Consider the following 18,617-nt stretch of genomic DNA (forward strand, 5'->3'; position numbering starts at 1 on the left):
CTATACAAATTTTTCCGCATAATGGCAGCTGACTATATGATTTTCACCCATTTCCCTTAATGCAGGTTCTTCGTTCTTACACATTTCCGTTGCAAATGGGCAGCGTGTATGGAAGCGACAGCCGCTGGGCGGGTTGATAGGCGAAGGGACATCTCCTTTTAACATAATCCTCTCTCTTTTGATTTTTGGATTAGGAACAGGAATGGACGAAAGCAATGCCTGCGTATAAGGATGAAGTGGTGAATCGAATAAATCTTTTTTGTCCGCAATTTCAACTATTTTACCTAAGTACATGACCATGATACGATCCGAAATATGTCTTACTACACTTAAATCATGTGATATGAAAAGAAAAGTTAAGCCAAACTGATTTTGGAGCTTTTTTAATAGATTAAGAATTTGCGCTTGGATCGATACATCCAAGGCAGAAACAGCTTCGTCACAGATGATTAATTTTGGATTAACGGCCAGTGCTCTGGCAATGCCAATTCTTTGGCGCTGGCCGCCGCTGAATTCATGGGGATAGCGGTCAAGCGCTTCTGACGGCAGACCTACATAGCCAAGCAATTCAAGCATTCTTTCCATCCTTTTGGGTTTCGCAACTACATCCTGAATCGCCATTGCTTCATTTAAAATTTGTTTTACTGTTTGGCGAGGGTTGAGGGAGGCGAACGGGTCCTGGAAGATGACCTGCAAATCACCTCTAAGTTTTCTCATTTCAATTCTATTTAAATCGAGAATGTTTTGTCCGGAATAATAGACTTTTCCGCCGGTTGGCTCATCAAGCCTTAGAATTGCCCTGCCGGTGGTTGATTTGCCACAGCCCGATTCACCTACAATACTTAATGTTTCGCCTTCGAATAAATGGAAGGATACATCGTCAACTGCTTTTACATATGTTTTTGGCTTAAAGATGGAGTCTGTTTTAACAGAGAAATATTGTTTTAAATGTTCCACCTGCAATAATACTTTCTTTTCAGCTGCAGTCTGCATTATTTAACGGCCTCCATTTCTTCAGCTTGGCCTGTCCATTGATCTGTATACATCCAGCAGCGAACTTTAACTCCATCAGGTTGTTCAATCAACTCGGGCTGTTTCTCCAAACAGATAGGTTGTTGAAAAGGGCACCTGGATGCAAATCGGCAACCCGCTGGCAGGTTATAGGGACTTGGGACACTGCCTTCAATTGTTTGCAATTCTTCTTGATCCTCGTGGATTTTAGGTAATGATGCCAATAATCCGCGTGTATAGGGATGCCTTGGGTTTTCAAAAATTTTCTCGGTCGGTGCATGTTCAATGATATTGCCGGAGTACATGACTGCAACCGTGTCACATGTTTCAGCTACAACACCTAAATCGTGAGTGATTAATATGACACCCATTCCTAATTCGTTTTGCAAGTCTTTAATTAACTCCAGTATTTGCGCTTGAATGGTCACATCCAGCGCGGTTGTTGGTTCATCGGCAATTAAGACTTCCGGTGTACAGGCAAGGGCCATCGCAATCATAACCCGCTGGCGCATTCCGCCGCTTAACTGGAAAGGTTCTTGTTTTGCTCTTTTTTCCGGAGAGGGGATTCCCACCAGTTTAAGCATTTCGACTGCTTTTTCCCAGGCAGCTTTCTTAGCCAATTTTTGATGCAATCTCAATGCCTCTGCTATTTGCTCTCCAACAGGAATAACAGGGTTTAAAGAAGTCATCGGTTCTTGGAAAATCATCGAAATTTTATTTCCACGGATTTTTCTCATCTCATCTTCGGACAACGCCACTAAATCCTTACCTTTAAAAAGAACTTGTCCGCCAGCTATTTTCCCGGGAGGGGAGGGAATTAAGCGCAGAATTGAAAGAGAGGTTATACTTTTTCCACATCCGGATTCACCAACGATTCCTAATGTTTCACCTTTATGCAGTGAGAAATCAATACCATCCACTGCTTTACTTACACCGCGTTTTGTAGAAAAATGTGTTTTTAAACCTTTTACCTCTAAAATGGGTCTGTTTGTCAAACTCATGAGCGTTCACCACCTATTAATTTAATTCAATCCGTTTATTAAAGAAGCGATAAAGAACATCAACAAATAAATTCACAACCACGAAAACGAGCGAGGCAACTAAAACCCCACCTTGGACCATTGGAAGGTCGCGCATCCGGATTGAGTCAACAATCATTCTTCCTAAACCATTGATAGCAAAAATCGACTCGACTAAAACCGTTCCGCCAAGCAAAGAACCAAACTGCAAGCCGACTACAGTTATTACCGGAATTAATGCATTACGCAATGCGTGCTTATAAACAATCACGCTTTCACGAAGTCCTTTAGCACGCGCGGTTCGTATATAATCCTGGCGAATTACTTCAAGCATACTCGATCTCGTCATTCGGGCAACAATGGCTGCACCGCCGGCTCCTAATGTAAAAGCGGGAAGGATGACATGAAGGATGCTATCCCATCCAGCTACCGGAAGGATTTGTAATTTTACAGAAAAGAAATACATCATCATCAACCCAAACCAAAAGCTAGGTAATGAAATCCCTAATAAGGCAACAAGCATGACAGTTGTATCGGTGAGGGAATATGGTTTTACGGCAGAGATTATGCCAGCAGTCATCCCTAAGACAATGGTAATGATGATACTGAAGAAAGCAAGCTCCATTGTGATAGGTAATCGTACTAGTATTTCATCAAGGACTGGCTGGCTGTTTTTTAGGGAAACTCCAAAATCCCCACGAAAAACGTTCACCAAGTAATCAAAGTATTGAATAAAAAGTGGTCTATTTAACCCTAGTTGATCCCTAAGGCTTTCAATCGTTTCTTTTGATGCACCTTCGCCAGCAAGCAATACGGCTGGGTCTCCTGGTACAAGCTGCATGATAAAAAACACAACAAACGTTACCCCAATTATTACTGGAATGGTTTGCATTAATCTTCGTAATATAAACATCAACATGCTGGTCAACCTCCTCTATTTTTTCATTCTCGGGTCAAATGCATCACGTAATCCATCACCAAAAATATTAAAACCTAAAACTAGTATTGAAATGGCCAGCCCTGGGAAAATAGCGATGTAGGGTGCAGAGAATAGAAAATCCCGGCCGCTGCTTAGCATCGTACCCCATTCCGGAGACGGGGGCTGGGCTCCAAGGCCAAGGAAGGAGAGACCTGCTGCTGAGAGAATAACGGTTGCAAGCCTAAGCGTACCTTGCACAATGATTGGTGAAAGAATATTAGGTAAGATATGCTTGAAAATAATCGTTAAATCATTTGCCCCTAGTGAGCGGATGGCATCAATGTATTCAAGCCGTTTAACTTCTAAGGTAGACCCGCGGACGATTCGTGCAAATAACGGAATAGAGTATGCACCTACAGCAATTGTTACATTAATTAAACCAGGTCCAAGTGCGCTGATAATCGCCAACGCAAGTAATATTCCAGGGAAGGCTAATAGAATATCCATAATTCTCATAATGGTCGAGTCAACCCATTTTCCATAGTAACCTGAAATCAATCCAAAAATAATACCAAAAAATGCACCAAAGATGACCGCTGTTATTCCGATGCCCATTGAAAGTCTCGACCCATATAGGATCCTGCTCAAAATATCTCTTCCTTTATCATCGGTGCCCATCCAGTGATCAGCTGATGGAGGTATTAATTTGTTTTCCAATTTAATTTCAAAAGGATCATAAGGGGCAAGTAATGGTGCGAATAGGGCAACAACTAAATAAAAAAGAATGATGATAGCCCCAACCATTGCTGCTTTATTTTGAAATAAGATGGATAAGGAATCTTTCAATTTAGATTCTTTTGGATGATTTATTGTTTGTGTAACCAGAACTGTTTGTTCCGTTTTGACTTCTAACGCCATGTAAAGCCCCCCTTGTTTTTAAAAAAGAATACTGTAGCTTCCAGGTAATAGCCCTTCTGCCGTAAAAATTTTGTTATTTGAGTTATGTACAAAATTATCAAAATTTAGTGGAAAGTAAATATATTTTAAATTGTTTGTCAATATAGTTAAAATAATCGTAAATATTCTGTAAATATATCGGTAAATCTTCTTCTATAATGCATATAAGGATTTTAAAGAAATGAGGTTTATCAATTTTCTTTTTGAATCCAGAATATTAAAAAAATAAAACATAGGAGAGGCGGATTAAAATGGGGGAAAAAAGACGATCCATAAAAAATGGCATGCTGTTAGTCTTAATTGGTTTAATGTTAGTGATTGCGTCAGCATGTTCAACAAAATCAACTAATTCAAATGTAGGAGTTGCTAAAAAGGGAGGGGAGAAGCAAGACGCTACCTTAACGGTTGTTCGGCTCTCTGATGCAACGAAATTAGATCCACATTTTATTACTGATATTCCGTCAGCAAATATCATCTACCAAAAAGTCTATCAGGGACTAGTGGTTCCCGATAAGGATTTTAAAACTCAACCGCTTCTTGCAAAAGAATGGACAGTAGTCAATGATACAACCTGGGAATTTAAATTAAGAGATGATGTTACATTCCATGATGGGGCGCCTTTTAACGCTGAAGCTGTTAAAGCAACGTTTGATCGTTTATTAGATCCAAATACAGGATCGCCACAGCGTGAGAAGTTTTCAATGATTACCGAAGTAAAAGTAATCGATGATTATACTGTACAATTATTGCTTGAATACCCTTATGCACCATTGTTATCTATTTTGGCCAGTCAGGAAGGAAGCATTATCAGTCCAAAAGCTTTAGCTGATAATCCTGAAGGATTAGCCGATCACCCTGTTGGAACTGGTCCATTTGTATTTGAACAATGGAAGAGCGGCCAAGAGATATCATTAAAGAAAAATGAAAACTATTGGGGCAAGAAGCCTAATATTAATCGCGTGGTATTTAAGGTAGTACCTGAAGATGCTACTCGTCTCGCGATGATTGAAACAGGTGAAGCACACATAAATGACCAAGTTCCTGTCACTGAAATTGAACGAATTGACGCGTCCGATAAGATGAATCTATACCGTACAGAAGGGCTAGCTGTAGAATATGTCGGTTTTAACACAAAGAAAAAGCCCCTCGATGATGTTAGAGTACGTAAAGCAATCAGCCATGCTATTGAAAGAGAAGCAATTATTAAAGGTGTCTATAATAACGTTGGAACTCTGGCTAACGTAGCAATGAGTCCGAAAGTGAATGGGCATAGTGAGAAGGTTAAGCCTTACGATTATGATCTAAATGAAGCTAAAAAACTGCTAAAAGACGCGGGTTATGAAAAAGGACTCAAGATTTCATTGCTAACAAGTGATCGGAAAGAACGTATTAACATGGCTGAAGTTATTCAGTCTCAATTAAAAGGAATTGGCGTGACTGTGGATATTCAAGTAATGGAATATGGTACCTATATTGAAATGGTCAATAAGGGAGAGCAAGATTTATTTATCGGCGGCTGGGGGAATGCGACAGGAGATGGAGACTACAATCAGTATAATTTATTCCACTCTGCATCACAGGGCCCTGCAGGAAACCATTTCTACTATAGTAATCCAGAAGTAGACCAAATGATTGAAGCGGCACGAAAAGAAACAGATGAAACGAAACGTTTAGACCTATATGAAAAAGTAATGCAAAAGGAAATCGACGATGCTGTTTATATTCCAATCCGTAACTATGAGCATATGGCTGTTCATAGTAAAAACGTAAGTGGTTATTGGTTGAATGCGGCAAATTATTTAATGATTGATGATGTAGTGATTAAGTAAATGTTGTTTAAATAATCAGTGGAAGAGTACTTTTGAAAAAAAGTACTTTTCCTATTTCAATAATAGGAGGATTTTCATGACTACTTTTTGGCTGACAAATGTCCGCTTAGAAAAAGGCTACAATTACGACAATCATCGTATTATAGGAACCGAGACGGAAATTTGCCATTTGAAAATTCAAGATGGAATTATCACCGAAATTACAGATGTTTTGCCGTCCTCAAATGAGAACCAGTTCGATGCTAAAACTCAACTTCTGCTCCCGTCGTTACGAGATATGCATATTCACATCGATAAAACCTATTACGGTGGCCCTTGGAAAGCCTGTACCCCCATTACAAAAGGGATTTTTACTAGATTGGAAGAGGAAAAGGAATTACTTCCAAAGCTTTTGCCAACAGCCCAAGAACGGGCAGAGAAAATGATTGAATTGTATTTAAAAAATGGCCATACCCATATTCGGACTCATTGTAATGTTGACCCTGTAATTGGTCTTAAAAATTTAGAAGCAACGGTAAATGCATTGAAAAAGTATGAAGATGTTCTTACCTATGAGATTGTTGCCTTCCCGCAGCATGGCTTGTTAAGAAGTGACTCTGTCCAGTTAATTCGCGATGCAATGAAGAATGGAGCGACTTTAGTTGGCGGTGTTGACCCAGCTACCGTTGACCGAAATATTGAAAAATCTTTATATACAATTTTTGAAATTGCAGTTGAAAACAATAAAGGCGTCGATATTCACTTACACGACCCCAATACTTTGGGGGCATTTACATTTGAACGAATGGCACATTATACGAAAGAGGCTGGACTTAAGGGGAGAGCCACAATCAGCCATGGAATTGCTTTAGCTGATCTTCAAGGGGAAGCGCTGACTGAAATGGCGGCTATGCTAAGAGAGCAGGAGATTGATGTTACCACTACTGTTCCAGTAAATCGTACAACTATTCCAATTCCCACTCTTGATACGTTAGGTGTTAAAGTTGCCGTCGGACACGACAGCATTACTGACCACTGGTCACCATTTGGTACAGGAAATACGATTCAAAAGCTCGGAACCCTTGCAGAGCGCTTCCGTTTATCTGATGAATACTCATTATCTAAAACGCTAAAATATGGAAGTGGAGGAATTACCCCGCTAAATGAGAACGGAGAGCGAATTTGGCCAAAGATTGGCGATGAAGCAACCATGATGCTCGTAAACGCAACCTGTTCTGCTGAAGCAATTGCAAGAAGAGCTTCCGTGCAATCGTTATTTTTTAAAGGGAAAAAGGTTGAAAGTAAATTAACCGAATCGAACCCGATGGAGGTATAAAGGAGGAAATAGAATGGCAACTCCCTATTGGCTAACAAATGTAAGATTAGAAACTGGATATATACAGGTTGAAAAAGGGGCTTATGAAACAAAAACAGAGCTTTTTCACTTGAAAATTGAAAATGGAAGAATTGTAGAAAAGAAGAGTAATGGCTTTGCTATTCCGGAAGCTGAAAAAGTAAAGGATGGAAAAGGATTATTAGCATTACCATCTTTTAAAGAAATGCACAACCACTTAGATAAAACGTATCTCTCGCTAGACTGGAAGGCACCTATACCTGCAAAAAATTTAGAAGACCGACTGCGGCTCGAAGCCATGGAGCTTGGAGAATTAGCGCCAACAGCACAACAACGGGCAAGTGCTATGATCGAATTACTCCTCTCTCATGGTTCTACACATATTCGAACGCATGTAAATATCGATCCTTTTATAGGCTTAAAAAACCTTGAGGGGGTTAAATCGGCACTTGAGAATTACTCTGATAAGCTTACCTATGAAATTGTGGCTTTTCCGCAACATGGATTATTAAGGGATCAGGTGATACCTTTAATGAAGGAAGCGATGAGATCGGGTGCAACCCTAGTAGGCGGGTTAGATCCAGCGGGGATTGACCGAAACATTGAAAAATCACTGTATGAAGTAATGAATCTGGCGACCGAATTTGATGCGGATATCGACATCCATTTACATGATGGCGGGCATGTTGGCTATTATACAGTGGATAAGTTTGCAGAATTGGTAGAGGAGGCAAAATGGCACAATCGTGCAGCTGTTAGCCATGCTTTTAGCTTAGGTGAAGTACCAGTACCTCAGCAAGAAGAAATTGCAGAAAGATTAAGCGGGCTGGGAATGTCCATTATGTCTACCATTCCAATTTCAAGAACCCTTCCGCCAATCGAAATTTTGGATCAAAAAGGCGTTAATGTTTATTTAGGCTGCGATGGATTCTATGATTCCTGGGGGCCATTTGGCACAGGAGATGTATTAGAAAAGGTAACACGCTACAGTGAATTGTATCGTAAGAGCGATGAGCGCTCATTAGCACAGTCACTCAAATGGGCAACGGGAGGCCCGACGCCTTTATCGAAGGATGGCGAAGTTGCCTGGCCGCTTGAAGGGGACGAAGCAAGCCTTGTACTTGTCAATGCATCTTGTTCCGCGGAAGCAGTGGCAAGAACACCAAAACGGGAAACAGTCATTTTTAAGGGGAAAGTAGTTTCAGGTCAGCTTTAAGATAAAAAGAAGTTAAGGTTAGACCTATGGCAATAAAACTGAAGAATACAATTTTAACAAGCAGTTTCTCCAATATGAGAGGGCGGTTTGTTTCTGTTTCGATCAATTCTTGACGTGATACCAGAAGCATGGATTTCAATCCGCTGGATCTTATTGTTATTGCGAATTTTAAAAGCGCTTAATCTAGGTTCATAAAACCCTCGGCTAAAGTGTGTTGCCAATAACTTCCTCGGCTTATATCATAAGGTATAAAGAGAATGTTAAAGGGGGAAGCAGATATAATGATCCCAGCGAAAATAGAGCCCATCTCAAATACTCCAATAAGAGAAAAAAGTGTGGAATCCATCTTTGATTGGTTCGATCACCATAAACAATCGTTTTATATTCTGGGTAGTTCCTATCTTGGGGATCAGCAGCAAATGGAAGAGCTTTTTTACCGTACCATACTAAAAGTACACAAGGAGTTGCCCCGATTCAAAAAGGAAACATCATTCGAAACGCGGGTTACATCCATTTTTATACAAACTTACCGGGAACTTTCTATCGATGGAAGTCCACAAGTTTCAGAGGAAAGTGAACAGGCCCAGGATGTATTTAAATCGCTTGATCAGTTGAAAAAGGATGAGAGGGAAGCGCTGGTCCTTACATATATAAAAGGATTCTCCCGAGAGGATGCAGCACTTCTTCTTAACGTTTCAGAGGAAAAGCTGAAAGAGCAGTTGTTTACCGGAATCCAGACACTTAAAAAAGGACTGGGGTTTGGGCTGAGCGTCAATGGCTGTAAAGAGTATCATAAGAATTACATCGATTACTTAGAAAGAATCATGGACCGGCCGGAAAAGGTTGATTTCGAGATACATATTTATCATTGCGAAAACTGTCAGGAAGATTTGGCCGCCTTTCAGGACGTCATGTTAACGATAAGGGATCTTACTAAAAGGGTTGGCGATTTTCATGTGCCATCCAATTTTATGGAGAACGTCAAGGCCAGGCTGACAGAAAGGGAAAAGCACAGGAAACTGAAGAACAAGAAACTGAAAAGAATCGGGATTGTTTTTGCAAGTATTTTCGCATTTTTAATTGCCATACAAGTTTTTACAGGAACTTTTTCAAACCTCTACTATGCATATACAGAAGAGGATGAGCAATTGCGTCCGTTTCTGCAACAGGGCCTGGGGGAAATGTTGAACCTGGAGGCAGAAAACAAGGGGGTGAAAATCAGAATCAAGAGTGCGATTGCTGATGATGTTCAGACGCTTATTTTTTATGAAGTAGAAGATACAGCTAAAGATCATCAATATGCAATCGATAATTTTGGAGGGGTCTTAGTAAAGAACGAACGTGAAATCATGAACCATGCGACACAACCAAGGTTCTATCCACCAGACCTTAAATCTGATTTTAATGCTAAAGAAAAAAACGTCTATCAAGGAAAGATGAGTCTGCTTCCAATAAAAACCGATAAAGCGATAATGAAGCTTAGGATCACGAAGCTTCAGAAGTTGATTTCTGACTCCTCTAGTCCGTATGGATATAGTTTTTCTGGGAACATGGTATTTGAAAGTGGAGAGTGGAACTTCGAGATTCCCATAACAAAGCAGCCATCTGTTGAATATGCCTTGGATGGAGAAACAGAGATTGAGGGAATCCCGGTTCGATTTGATAAACTAACGATTGCTCCGACAATGACGATTCTGCAATATGCGATTAACCAAGAACAGCGAGATAAGCGAATAGAATTTCTGAATTTTGACAATCTGGAAGTGAACAATAAAAAAGTAAATGCAGAGATGTATGGAAGTACTTTTTTAAACTCTGACATGAATTGGACTGCATATCAAATGCACTTTGATCCACTTTTTGAAGAAAAACCGAAAGAGGTGAACGTTCAATTCAAGTCTGTTTATTTAACGATTGAGGACCTAAAAATCATCGACCTGGATGCTTCACAGGATTATCCACAAACCTTTGAATATGCAGGCAGTACGATCTCCATCGACAAGCTTGAAGTTGGACAGTCAACCAAGTTTGTAATAAGCGATCATGAAATCAAGAATAGGGCATATGAATCGCTTCAATTAGAGTTTATTGATGAAGTTATGAATGGAATTGGTTCAATGACGGAGTCTGAAGGAGTGCTTGTTGATAAAAACGGGGTTAAATACGATATCAATACTCCTGTCGTATATGAGGAAATTGAACAGCCCCGTTATTTCGTTAAAGTTCAAACCATAGTGGTTGACAATCTTAACTCCACAGAGAATAGGATTCCTAAAAGTCTCAGGATTCATATGTATAATACAACAAAATATTTGGATGATGTTGTGAAGATATCAGTACAATAAAACTTTTACTTATCTGCTCTGCAATGCAGGAATGTTAACATCAACTTTTTAAAATAACTAAAGACTTTGCAGGCTGAGTTTCCCTGGGATTGTTAGGTAAAACTAACAATCCCGGGGTTTTTTTCTAACGAATCGACAAATTCTCCTTAACCGAACAACGTGTTACACCCTCGAGGAACTTGACAAAAAAGTTAGAAAAATGTAAAATAGCATAGTTGTTTTTAGGGTTCTGCATCAAATCCTCTCCCCGTTTGCTTTTGTTCACTTTTTTTCTTTATTTCCTGCATGAATCGAATATGAAAAGTAGTTATGATGGACTCGTTTGCTACCCCATAAATTTACACTTTATTAACGCTTTGTACATGACCGCAAAACCCATTCCTCAGGTTTTTTATTCGTCCTACCAGAAATAAGTCTCAATAATCATTGAACAGCAGGGCCATCCGCAACAATTAAATCAGGTGTTTGACCTCCATTTTCCCTCCTTTAATTCATTTATGTTAACACCTTCTTTTCCGTCCAATATGAATGCAGGTAAGGCCCGGGCTGTTCTCTATCGGGAAAGCATTCGAGCTTTGTTTTGTTTTGCCTGGAGAGGTATAAACTTTATTCTTGATAGACAAATTAACTATACATTGCCAGCCGGTCAAAGAAGTACCAGGCGTGGAACGCGCGTCTAGCTTTTCGCACTTGCTGGCGGGGTTGTAGCAAAGTAACATCCTCATTCTCTTTCCTATCCTCATCACTTCCCATACGACTGATTGATGATGAGGGAAATGATTCATCAGAACAAAAGCTGATTCTTAATTTAGCCGGTTTCCGGTGAAATGATTTTAGAGAAGAGGTAGATTTGATGAGTGCAAAAAATATTAAACAAGCCAGAAAAGGTATAGGCCTGGGGGCTACTTCGGCAATTGCCTGGGGTGTAGATACCGTAATCATTGGCATGATCATAGCAAGTACACCATTTAAAGAAGCCATTGTACTTGCTCCAATAATAGCAGCATTCATGCATGACTTTTTTTCTGCTATTTGGATATCGTTGTTGATGATTATAAAAGGCGAATTTATTAACGTTTTAAAGCTGTTTAGAACGAAGAGCGGTTTGATTTTAATTATTGGAGGATTGTGCGGCGGCCCATTGGCTATGACCTTTTACTTTCTTGGTATCCAACATGCCGGGGTAACGTATGCTGCAAGTCTTGCTTCCATATTCCCTGGAGTAGGTGCTGTACTTGCTTTCTTTTTTTTGAAAGAAAAAATGGTCGGAAGAACCTGGCTTGGCGTAGTTATAAGTATCATTGGCGTCATAACGCTGGCCTATGTGCCTTCAAAATTTGACGCCGATAGCAACTTTTTCATCGGAATATTGTTTTCTTTAGGTGCTGCTTTATTCTGGGGCCTTGAAGGGGTAATCAGTGCATGGGGAATGAGAGGAAAAAATGTTGTTCCTCTCTATGCAATTAATATAAGGCAGCTGACCTCGGCACTGAGTTTTGGGATATTAATTATCCCGTTCGTAAAAGGTTATCCTATAGCCCTTGAAGTTGCTTCATCCAATGTAGTGTGGCTGCTCGTTATAGCTGGTTTATTAGGAACCATGAATTATTCTTTATACTACGCGTCAATTGATTTAATCGGTGCTGCCAGGGGGCAATCCCTGAACAATACGTATGTTTTTTGGGCAATACTAACTGAAATTTTGATAATCGGCACCCCTGTTAGCATGCAATTTGTTATAGGTACGGCAATCGTACTAGTAGGTTCTGTCCTTGTGTCTGCGCACCTTAAAGGCTCAAAAGTTGATGGTGATCCCCGATCAAAAGAAGGTGAAGGCATCAATCCGGTTTAAAAAGGGAAGACAGCACAAGTTTCCTTTAAGGTTTACCTTGATTGAAAAGCAGTATCGCGAGGCTTGATTTTAACAGTATGGGTTAAAATGGGCTTTCCGCAAACCAAGGGGAATTTGATGTATTTTTTAAAGAACCCTAAACCCTTTTCAAAATACTAAATGTTTGCCGCCAAAAAGTGGACAGTAAATGAAATGCTACGAGTATCCAGGCAGTTTAGCCTCCGGAGGGGACTGCCTTTAAAAGAAGCTCTTCTATAACAGAAGCGCTTCTTTTTTCATATTAATAATGGTTAGCTTTTCATACCAGGCATGGATACCACTCCCTGTTCTTTATCCATGGAAAGAAAGGGCAAGAATCGCGAAAGTATGATATAATTTTGACGGTGTAAATAAATATATTTATATAATAGTGATAGTATTTTAACAGGAAGGAAAGTGAGAGAATGAGTAACGGAATTTTTACAATCCCAACAGTTAAAAATGAGCCTGGCAATACGTATGCACCTGGTACAAAAGAACGGGAGACGTTAAAAGCGGAATTAAAGCGCCAGTCTGAAAAGGTCGTTGAGATTCCTGTAATTATTAACGGAGAAGATGTAAAGACAGATACAGTGAAGCAAGTGGTTATGCCTCATAATCATCAGCATGTTTTGGCCAACTTTTCGCAAGCCGGGGAGAAAGAACTGCGTGATGCAGTAGAAGCGGCGATGGCTGCGAAAGAAGCATGGGCTAATATGCCATGGGAACACCGTGCATCCATTTTCCTGAAAGCGGCTGATTTAATCTCTGGTCCATACCGTGATGTTATGAATGCTGCTACTATGCTGGGACAATCCAAGACAGCTTACCAATCTGAAATCGATGCTGCACAGGAATTAATCGACTTCCTGCGTTTTGGCGTTGAATGTGCGAATCAAATCTATCAAATTCAGCCTGAGAGCATGAAGAATATTTGGAACCGTACAGATTACCGTCCATTGGATGGCTTTGTATTGGCCATTTCTCCATTTAACTTCTCGGCAATTGGCGGGAACCTGCCAGCAGCTCCTGCAATAATGGGGAACGTTGTTGTTTGGAAACCGGCAACCACTTCTATCCTGGCAAACTACTATTTCATGCGTATCTTAGAGGAAGCTGGATTGCCAAAAGGCGTAATCAACTTTGTTCCTTCCCGTGGTTCACAAGTATCTGAAGTCGTATTAACAGACCCTCGTATGTCTGGATTCCACTTTACTGGCTCAACTGATACCTTCAACACAATTTGGAAAACAGTAGGGGAAAACATTGCAAAGTACAACTCCTATCCTCGCCTGATTGGGGAAACTGGCGGTAAAGACTTTGTATTTGCCCACGAAACCGCACAAGCGGATAAAGTAGCCGCTGCCCTTGTTCGCGGAGCATTTGAATACCAAGGCCAAAAATGTTCAGCAGCTTCCCGCGCATACATTCCAGCAAGCATCTGGGAAGAAGTTAAAGGAAAGATGCTCGAAGAAACTTCTAAGCTCAAAGTTGGCGATGTCCGCGACTTTAGAAACTTCATGGGTGCGGTTATTGATAAACCTGCTTTCGATTCCATTACAGGTTATATCGATTATGCGGCAAATTCTGAAGAAGCAGAAATTATTGCTGGCGGTACGTATGATGATTCTGTTGGCTATTTCATTCAGCCTACAATTATTGTAACAACCAATCCAAACTTCAAGACAATGGTAGAAGAAATTTTCGGACCAGTCTTAACGATTTATGTATATGAAAATGATAAATTAGAAGAAACGTTGGATGCAGTCAATACAGCGTCTATCTATGCGTTAACGGGTGCTATCTTTGCGCAGGATCGCCAAGTGATCATGCATTTGGAGCGCCGTTTATCTGAAGCAGCTGGAAACTTCTATATCAATGACAAGCCAACTGGCGCGATGGTTAACCAGCAGCCATTCGGCGGTTCCCGCGGTTCTGGTACAAACGACAAAGCTGGTTCTATCTTCAACATGATTCGCTGGACAAGCCCACGTGTCATCAAAGAGAACTTTGTGCCAACTACAGATATCGTCTATCCATTTATGGATGAAGAATAAGAATAGAATGCAGAAAAGCGGTTGAAACGAATTGTTTCAACCGCTTTTTAATTTTGCCGGGATTTTTTAAAAATTGGCCCATTCATTAAAAATTGCGCGGTGAAAATGACCCCGGCCGCGTACAGGAGTAGAGCAAAATACGCAGGCAGCAAGTGGATGAAATCGGTATACCCAATAATAAAATGAGTAACAATCCCCGATAAAAATGCTGGAATGGCCCCAATTGTGAAGGTCCACCAAACCCAACGTTCTCCCTCGCGTATTCCCCATAACGCCAGCATCAATACGAGCAAGCCAACACTTAACAAGGCGCTTCCGAAACCGGCGCGGTCATGGGCAATCACCGGAATTAACTTATCGTTAAACGCATTTAGCATTTCCGGAGACATGCATAAATAGGTTATATCCGTCGGGACAAACACACTTGAAGCCCCAATGAAAGAAATAACGGCTCCGCCAATGGTTAAAGAAGCCCCTAATACGATAAAAGCAAGCTGCCCAAAAAGGCTCAGCTTCCAGGACCGGGAATTGAAAAGGTTCGTGCTAGTCGGACTTTCTGCCGCGGTTTTTGTTTTCATATATCCAGCAATAAAAAAGGGCAGCAGTATAAGCCAAAACAATCCATGCAGCCAGTCAAAATACCCATATCCAATAAATAAAAAGATCCCTAGAAATCCAATAATCCCGGCGGTGTTTACGGCTTTTCTAGCCCAATGCAACCCGTACCTGATTCCATGCCTCGCCAACTGCATGTAGATGATGCCACCTGATATCATGGTCCCTGAAAGTGTCATGCGGTCATGCGCCATAAAAAATAAAATCGCGGAATTAAAATCCACAATATCGTCCCTGAACATACCAAGGAACGCTTCATCGTAGGGAAGGATTACATCTTTCATGCTGAAAAATAACGCAATGAATCCAGCAACTGTAATGGCAAACCCAAACAGCCAATACCAGATCCATCCGTCCAAAATGGCGGGCTGCTTTTGGAAAGTGCCACTGTATGCTTCATTTATCCGTTTTGGCAGTCCAGGACCGGAGAATACATATTCTTGCCCCAAAAGAATAAGGGAAGCGCCGCTCTCCAATAATGCCACAGCATTGGCAGGTTCCTTTACTCCACCTGAGGTTATTAGCGGCACGTCCTCACCAAATGATTCCCTTAAAACTGCCAGTCCATGGCGAAGAATTTCAGAAGAAGTCCCTTCAAGAAGGATTCCGATTGGATGAAAGGTTCGAATCCGTTCGGTTGTTGTTCCGAGTTCTGCTGTGCAGTCCAGGATGACGGGTTTATCGATTCTGTTTCTAAAATGGTGAAATTGAGTATCTGATTCGAAAAGAGTGCTATTTAGAATGAATGCATCACCATTAGGAAGAAGGGTATCGCAAATTTGATTTATTTCATTTAACGTTCCCTCGGCCCTAATTAAAAAAGGCATTTTCTTCTTTTTTAATGAAGCCAGTTCTTTTATAACTGTTTCCAAGGCTTGTGTTCGGCCTGATATTCCTGTAATTTGCTCCTTTTCTGGGTCAACGCTTAGAATCTCCTTCTGTGTCGAGCCGTTAAGTGAAACGGGGCCAATTTCAATAAAGCCAAACCCAAGATTTTGAAAGGCCTTCAATCCTGATAATTCGGAATCCAATCTCCCACTCAGTCCTACCGGGGTGGCAAAATCGACATTAAATAAATGATTTTCCAGTTTCTTTGGAGGTGCCATGTGGCCAAGGAATTCAATAACGGCTTCGCCGATTGGCGTAGATGATAACATGCTCATTCCACGGTGAATAAACCCGCGGCTAAAGGCAGGGGGCAGCTTCATGAGAATCGGCTTGAATAAAGTATGGTACGACCAATCCGGCATGGCTAATCCCCCCTCTGCGTATCTGTAAATATAGTATCATACTTGGTAAAGGTTAGTGCCGACCTATTTACACTGTTTACCAATTTGGTATGTTAAAAAATAAATATTCTTACCAGTTTCTTCCCGTGTTAAAATGGAACGGATACATAATATTCGTTCTGTTGTTCAGCCTGGAGGATTAAGATGAAAAAAATAGTGATTTCCATACCTTTTTTAGCAATAATTTTCCCGTATGTTTTATTTGAATTGATTCAGTTGGAGATTTTCAATAATCCTACCTTAGTACATCCCCATGGCCATTTTTATATTGTTTCGGTTGTGTCCATTCTTGCTTCAGGGATTGCACTATTGGTAGGGATATGTGGCAGCAGGCTGAGGAATATAAAAGTCAGTATCCTTTCGCTCGCTTTTATATCCCTCTCTATTATGTTTTCAGTCCATGGCCTTTCAACGCCGTTTTTTATTTTTGGAATTACAAGCCTGCCTGGTGTAGCGGCGCAATTAAGCATGCTGCTTGTAACTGTTTGGCTATGGTTCTCTTCATTTTCCTCTAATAATAAATTTATCGTTTTTCTCGCCTCCCGGCAAAAAGTCCTGGTTCCTTCCTGGACAATTGCCCTAAGCATTTTTTGCACCATCGGCCTTCTGAATCCAGGGATTGTTGACATTGTTCCACTTAACATGAATCCGTTAAAGATTATTATTACCATCCTTATTCTTGTACTTAATGGGGTGACAATACATAGGTATTTCCAATCCTACCGTTTTACGCGGTTTCCATTGCAGCTTGCAATTGTCTTTAGCTCTGGCTGGATTATGGTGTCCCAGATTATTATGGTAAGAGGATTATTGTGGAGCCTGAGCTGGTGGATTTATCATTTCCTTCTTCTTGGTTCAATGGTGGTTATGATCATTGGCTTATACAAGCAATATGCAGTTAAAGGAACGGTATCTGAATCATTGCGTTCCCTGTTTATCACAGATCCGTTTGAGCGTATAACAAATAGCATCCCGTCCAGTATCAGGGCCCTTGTGACGGCTACAGAAGAGAAGGACAGTTATACAGCCGGACATACATTCAGGGTAACCTTATATGCTTTGAAACTAGCGGAGGAAATGGGTCTCAAACCAGAAGAACTGCGAATTATTCTGCAAGGTTCCCTCCTGCATGATGTTGGAAAGATAGGCATTCCAGATTACATCCTGAATAAACCAGGAAGATTGGCACAGGAAGAAAGAATGCTGATTGAGGAACACCCTGCAACAGGATTTAATATGTGCAAAGTGCTTGGATTTTTAAAAGAAGAATTAAGCATCATTCGGTCCCATCATGAAAAGTGGGATGGTACAGGATATCCAGACAGGCTTTCTGGAGAAAACATACCATTATATGCTAGAATCGTAGCCGTGGCGGATGTATACGACGCACTTACATCTGAAAGGTCGTACAGGAAAGCATGGACTCACGGTAAGGCAATGGAATTTTTAAAAGATAGTATAGGAACTCACTTTGATCCTGCCTGTGTGGCTGCATGGGAAGAGGTATGCATAAAGGATCCATTTGTTTATCAATATCCTTCAGAATTCATAAAGGATGGGACAATCGTTAAGAGGGCTCTAGCTTAGAGAAATTTTGCGTATTGCTACATATTCGCAAGCGAAATTCGGGTTGGGTTGTCGGATAAAGCCTTGTCATCTGACAAGCGGAGGCGGAAATCGGGTTGGGTTGTTAGATAAACCCATGATATCTGACAAGCAGAGGGCGGAAATCGGGTTAGGTTGTCAGATAAACCCCGGATATCTGACAAGCGGAGGCAGAAATCTGGTTGGGTTGTCAGATAAAGCACCGATATCTGACAAGCGTAGCCTGAAATCTGGTTGGGTTGTCAGATAAACCCATGATATCTGACAAGCAGAGGGCGGAAATCGGGTTAGGTTGTCAGATAAACCCCGGATATCTGACAAGCGGAGGCAGAAATCTGGTTGGGTTGTCAGATAAAGCCCGGATATCTGACAAGCGTAGCCTGAAATCGGGTTGGGTTGTCAGATAAAGCACCGATATCTGACAAGCGGAGGCAGAAATCGGGGTGGGTTGTCAGATAAAGCACCGATATCTGTGAAGCGCAGGTGAAATCAGGTTAGGTTGGGAACTGTCGCAAAACGGGTAAAATAGGTGTAACTTTGGGTATACTGTTC

General features: G+C 40.9%; 12 protein-coding genes. 7 read left to right on the forward strand and 5 right to left on the reverse strand.

What is annotated here, in order from left to right; genetic code table 11:
• Genes AR337_RS12320 through AR337_RS12335 form a run of 4 tightly spaced genes read right to left on the reverse strand, consistent with a single transcriptional unit; the run spans window position 1 to window position 3,867 of the window.
• Complete coding sequence (locus tag AR337_RS12320) at window positions 1-993, reverse strand: ABC transporter ATP-binding protein (RefSeq protein WP_059172326.1); 993 nt, start codon at window positions 991-993, stop codon at window positions 1-3.
• Entirely contained in the window at window positions 993-2,012 is a 1,020-nt protein-coding gene (locus tag AR337_RS12325; protein WP_059172327.1) for an ABC transporter ATP-binding protein, read from the reverse strand. Before AR337_RS12325 ends, AR337_RS12320 begins: the two co-directional genes overlap by 1 nt.
• Before the next feature lie 16 nt (window positions 2,013-2,028).
• Window positions 2,029-2,949, reverse strand: a complete 921-nt coding sequence (gene nikB / locus AR337_RS12330) for a nickel ABC transporter permease (protein ID WP_059172328.1) — start codon at window positions 2,947-2,949, stop codon at window positions 2,029-2,031.
• Window positions 2,950-2,964: 15 nt separating this feature from the next.
• A complete protein-coding gene (locus tag AR337_RS12335) occupies window positions 2,965-3,867 on the reverse strand; it encodes an ABC transporter permease (RefSeq protein WP_059172329.1) in 903 nt (300 codons plus the stop codon).
• 290 nt (window positions 3,868-4,157) lie between these two features.
• Between AR337_RS12335 and AR337_RS12340 the strand changes: the two genes are divergently transcribed.
• The 6 genes from AR337_RS12340 to pruA all read left to right on the forward strand — a co-directional run bounded on the left by AR337_RS12340 (window position 4,158) and on the right by pruA (window position 14,556).
• The gene (locus AR337_RS12340) at window positions 4,158-5,735 is read left to right on the forward strand and encodes a glutathione ABC transporter substrate-binding protein (protein ID WP_059172330.1); all 1,578 of its coding nucleotides are present in this window, start codon (window positions 4,158-4,160) and stop codon (window positions 5,733-5,735) included.
• A 76-nt stretch (window positions 5,736-5,811) separates the two neighbouring features.
• Window positions 5,812-7,050 (forward strand): amidohydrolase family protein, encoded by a 1,239-nt coding sequence (locus AR337_RS12345; RefSeq protein ID WP_059172331.1) that lies wholly within the window; start codon window positions 5,812-5,814, stop codon window positions 7,048-7,050.
• 13 nt (window positions 7,051-7,063) lie between these two features.
• Window positions 7,064-8,284 (forward strand): amidohydrolase family protein, encoded by a 1,221-nt coding sequence (locus tag AR337_RS12350; protein ID WP_059172332.1) that lies wholly within the window; start codon window positions 7,064-7,066, stop codon window positions 8,282-8,284.
• Window positions 8,285-8,565: 281 nt separating this feature from the next.
• A complete protein-coding gene (locus tag AR337_RS12355; protein WP_253701672.1) occupies window positions 8,566-10,629 on the forward strand; it encodes a DUF4179 domain-containing protein in 2,064 nt (687 codons plus the stop codon).
• A gap of 853 nt (window positions 10,630-11,482) precedes the next feature.
• Window positions 11,483-12,481, forward strand: coding sequence for a DMT family transporter (locus tag AR337_RS12360; protein ID WP_059172333.1), 999 nt, complete (start codon window positions 11,483-11,485; stop codon window positions 12,479-12,481).
• A gap of 443 nt (window positions 12,482-12,924) precedes the next feature.
• Window positions 12,925-14,556 carry an L-glutamate gamma-semialdehyde dehydrogenase gene (gene pruA, locus AR337_RS12365; RefSeq protein WP_059172334.1) on the forward strand — a complete coding sequence of 544 codons (1,632 nt, stop codon included), beginning with the start codon at window positions 12,925-12,927 and terminating at the stop codon, window positions 14,554-14,556.
• Window positions 14,557-14,603: 47 nt separating this feature from the next.
• Here the strand turns inward: pruA and AR337_RS12370 are convergent, their stop codons facing one another.
• Entirely contained in the window at window positions 14,604-16,421 is a 1,818-nt protein-coding gene (locus AR337_RS12370; protein ID WP_059172335.1) for a dihydroorotate dehydrogenase, read from the reverse strand.
• A 183-nt stretch (window positions 16,422-16,604) separates the two neighbouring features.
• Between AR337_RS12370 and AR337_RS12375 the strand changes: the two genes are divergently transcribed.
• Complete coding sequence (locus AR337_RS12375; protein WP_059172336.1) at window positions 16,605-18,047, forward strand: HD-GYP domain-containing protein; 1,443 nt, start codon at window positions 16,605-16,607, stop codon at window positions 18,045-18,047.
• Window positions 18,048-18,617 lie beyond the last annotated feature (570 nt).

The sequence above is a fragment of the Bacillus sp. FJAT-27445 genome, assembly GCF_001510665.1.
Classification (GTDB): Bacteria; Bacillota; Bacilli; order Bacillales; family Cytobacillaceae; genus Bacillus_D.

Excerpts from the sequence above, each read along its gene's own strand:
- AR337_RS12320 (WP_059172326.1), bottom strand. The coding sequence starts at position 993 with ATGCAGACTGCAGCTGAAAAGAAAGTATTATTGCAGGTGGAACATTTA.
- AR337_RS12325 (WP_059172327.1), bottom strand. The coding sequence starts at position 2,012 with ATGAGTTTGACAAACAGACCCATTTTAGAGGTAAAAGGTTTAAAAACA.
- nikB (WP_059172328.1), bottom strand. The coding sequence starts at position 2,949 with ATGTTGATGTTTATATTACGAAGATTAATGCAAACCATTCCAGTAATA.
- AR337_RS12335 (WP_059172329.1), bottom strand. The coding sequence starts at position 3,867 with ATGGCGTTAGAAGTCAAAACGGAACAAACAGTTCTGGTTACACAAACA.
- AR337_RS12340 (WP_059172330.1), top strand. The coding sequence starts at position 4,158 with ATGGGGGAAAAAAGACGATCCATAAAAAATGGCATGCTGTTAGTCTTA.
- AR337_RS12345 (WP_059172331.1), top strand. The coding sequence starts at position 5,812 with ATGACTACTTTTTGGCTGACAAATGTCCGCTTAGAAAAAGGCTACAAT.
- AR337_RS12350 (WP_059172332.1), top strand. The coding sequence starts at position 7,064 with ATGGCAACTCCCTATTGGCTAACAAATGTAAGATTAGAAACTGGATAT.
- AR337_RS12355 (WP_253701672.1), top strand. The coding sequence starts at position 8,566 with ATGATCCCAGCGAAAATAGAGCCCATCTCAAATACTCCAATAAGAGAA.
- AR337_RS12360 (WP_059172333.1), top strand. The coding sequence starts at position 11,483 with ATGAGTGCAAAAAATATTAAACAAGCCAGAAAAGGTATAGGCCTGGGG.
- pruA (WP_059172334.1), top strand. The coding sequence starts at position 12,925 with ATGAGTAACGGAATTTTTACAATCCCAACAGTTAAAAATGAGCCTGGC.
- AR337_RS12370 (WP_059172335.1), bottom strand. The coding sequence starts at position 16,421 with ATGCCGGATTGGTCGTACCATACTTTATTCAAGCCGATTCTCATGAAG.
- AR337_RS12375 (WP_059172336.1), top strand. The coding sequence starts at position 16,605 with ATGAAAAAAATAGTGATTTCCATACCTTTTTTAGCAATAATTTTCCCG.